We start from the raw sequence: 2,977 nt of genomic DNA on the forward strand, positions 1-2,977 counted from the left end.
CGGGCAGGCTGACGGCGGGGTTGGTCGCCATGACCCACAGCGCCTTGATCTTGCCGGACTCGATCGCCTGGAACAGATCGACGGCTTTCAGGCCTTCGCGCGATGCCATGTGCGGGGCTTGCCAGAAGCGGCCGACGCGGTCGATGTCGCTTGGCGTGAATGCCATGTGAGCCGCAAGCTGGTTGGCCAAGCCGCCGACCTCGCGTCCGCCCATGGCGTTGGGCTGGCCGGTGATCGAGAACGGCCCCATGCCGGGTTTGCCGATCCTGCCGGTGGCAAGGTGGCAGTTGACGATGGCGTTGACCTTGTCGGTGCCGCGCGACGACTGGTTGACGCCTTGGGAGTAGACGGTGACGGTTGCCGGGGTGCCGGAGAACAGTCCGTAGAATTCCTGGATCTCGCCCAGCGTCAGGCCGCAGCCCTGGGCCACCGCGTCCATGTCGCAGGCATCGTCGCCGGCGGACAGGAAGGCTTCCGCGAAACCGTTGGTGTGAGTGGCGATGAAGTCCTGGTCCATGGCACCGGCGCGGCCGAGATGGGCCAGCAACCCGTTGAACAGCAGCACGTCGCTGCCGGGCCGGATCGCCAGATGCAGGTCGCCGGCGTCGCAGGTGGCGGTGCGGCGCGGATCGATCACGACGATGCGGGTGCCGCGTTCGGATTTCGCGCGGACCAAGCGTTGGTAGAGGACGGGATGGCACCATGCGAGGTTGCTGCCAACCAGGACGACCAGATCGGCAAGCTCCAGATCCTCGTAGTTGCCGGGCACCACGTCGCCGCCGAAGGCGCGGCGGTGGCCGGCGACGCTGGACGCCATGCACAGGCGGGAATTGGTGTCGATGTTGGCGCTGCCGATGAAGCCCTTCATCAGCTTGTTGGCGACGTAGTAATCCTCCGTCAGCAACTGGCCGGAAACGTAGAAGGCCACCGCATCCGGGCCGTGCTCGGCGATCACGGCGCCGAAGCGTCCGGCTACCGCGGCGAGCGCTTCGTCCCAGGAGGCTTGGCGGCCGTCAACGACGGGGTGGAGCAGACGGCCGTCCAAGCCGAGGGTTTCGCCCAGGGCGCTGCCCTTGGAGCAGAGCCGGCCGAAATTGGCCGGGTGCTCCTTGTCGCCCGCAATGGCCCAGCCGCCCGCACCGTCGGGTGAAGCGACCGCGCCGCAGCCGACGCCGCAATAGGGGCAGGTGGTGCGGACGGCGGCGGTCATGCGGCGCTCACGGGCAGGCGGAGGCCGAGCCGGATCGACCCGTCTTCGACCTGGACCGGAAAAGTGCCGGTGCAGCCCGAGTCCGGGCCGGTCGCCCCGCCCGACGCCAGATCGATCACCCAGTTGTGCAGCGGGCAGGTGACGCGGGCGCCGTGGACGATGCCCTCGGACAAGGGGCCGCCCAGGTGGGGGCAGCGGTTGCGGATCGCGAAGACTTCGTCCCCGGCTGTCCGGAAGACGGCGATGTCGCCGTGCGGCGACTGGACCACGCGGGCGCCGGCCTGGGGAATGTCGGAGACGCGGCCGACTTCGATCCAGGAGAGATCGACCGTGTCCGCAGCGTTGGAGGTGATGCCGTCCATCGTGTTTTATCCCACCTTTGCGAGCGGCGCGAATTCATGGGCGTCCACGCCCTTGGAGGCGCGTTCGTCCCAGGGATCGACCTGCGAGAAGACTTGCGAGAATTTGAAGCGGGCGTGGAGCGCCTTGCGGCCCTCGTGGTCTTCCACGACCCGCTGCTTGACGTAATCCAGGCCGACGCGCTCGACCCAGGGCGCCGTGCGGTCGAGATAGCGGGCTTCTTCGCGGTAGAGCTGGATGAAGGCGCCGCAATATTCCATCACCTCGTCCTCGGTCTCGACCTTGGTGAGGAAGTCGCATTCGCGGACCTTCATGCCGCCGTTGCCGGCGACGTAGAGTTCCCAGCCGCTGTCCACCGCGACGACGCCGAAGTCCTTGATCGTCGCTTCGGCGCAATTGCGCGGGCAGCCGGAGACGGCCAGCTTGACCTTGTGCGGCGTCCAGGTGCCCCAGGTCATCTGTTCCAGCTTGACGCCCATGCCGGTGGAGTCCTGGGTGCCGAACCGGCACCATTCCGACCCGACGCAGGTCTTCACCGTGCGCAGGCCCTTGGCATAGGCGTGGCCGGAAACCATGCCCGCCGCGTTGAGGTCGCCCCAGACCGCCGGCAGGTCTTCCTTCTTCACGCCGAACAGGTCGATGCGCTGGCCGCCGGTGACCTTGACGGTCGGGATGTTGAACTTGTCCACGACGTCGGCGATGGCGCGCAGTTCCTTGGACGAGGTCAGGCCGCCCCACATGCGCGGCACGACCGAGTAGGTGCCGTCCTTCTGGATGTTGGCGTGGACGCGCTCGTTGACGAAACGGGACTGGTAGTCGTCCTTATACTCGTCCGGCCAAGCGGCCAGCAGGTAGTAGTTGAGGGCGGGGCGGCAGGAATGGCAACCGTTCGGCGTCTTCCATTCCAGCGCCTGCATCACGGCGGGGATGCTCTTGAGTTGGCCGGCGGTGATCAGGCGGCGGACATCGTCATGCGGATGGTGCGTGCATTTGCACATCGGCTTGGCGGCGGCTGCTGCCTGATAGTCGTCGCCCAGCGACAGTTCGAGAAGCTGTTCGACCAGACCGGTGCAGGACCCGCAGGACGCCGACGCCTTGGTGTGGGCACGGACGTCGTCCAGGGTGGTCAGGCCCTTTTCGGCGATGGCCTTGGTGATGGTGCCCTTGCACACGCCGTTGCAGCCGCAGATCTCGGCGCTGTCCGAGAGGGCGGCAACGGCGGCCTTAGGGTTTGCGGATGCGGCACCCCCGAAGCCCTGGCCGAAGATCAGGGTGTCGCGGAGCGGAGCGATGTTCTCCGCTTCGCGGAGCATCTGGAAGTACCACGCGCCGTCCTTGGTGTCGCCGTAGAGCACGGCTCCTGCTATCCGGTCTTCCTTGACGACGATGCGCTTGTAGACGCCGCGC

Annotated in this window: 3 protein-coding genes; all 3 read right to left on the minus strand. The window is 67.2% G+C overall.

Annotated elements, in window-relative coordinates:
- Positions 1–1,210 (minus strand): molybdopterin-dependent oxidoreductase (locus tag AC5JJ6_RS06780; RefSeq protein WP_496041304.1); only part of this gene is annotated, 1,210 nt, incomplete at its 3' end.
- Complete coding sequence (nirD, locus tag AC5JJ6_RS06785) at positions 1,207–1,572, minus strand: nitrite reductase small subunit NirD (protein WP_496041305.1); 366 nt, start codon at positions 1,570–1,572, stop codon at positions 1,207–1,209. The genes nirD and AC5JJ6_RS06780, both read right to left, overlap by 4 nt.
- A 6-nt stretch (positions 1,573–1,578) precedes the next feature.
- Positions 1,579–2,977: (2Fe-2S)-binding protein (locus tag AC5JJ6_RS06790; RefSeq protein WP_496041306.1), on the minus strand; the 1,399-nt coding region annotated here is incomplete at its 5' end.

The organism is Skermanella sp., from assembly GCF_059503625.1.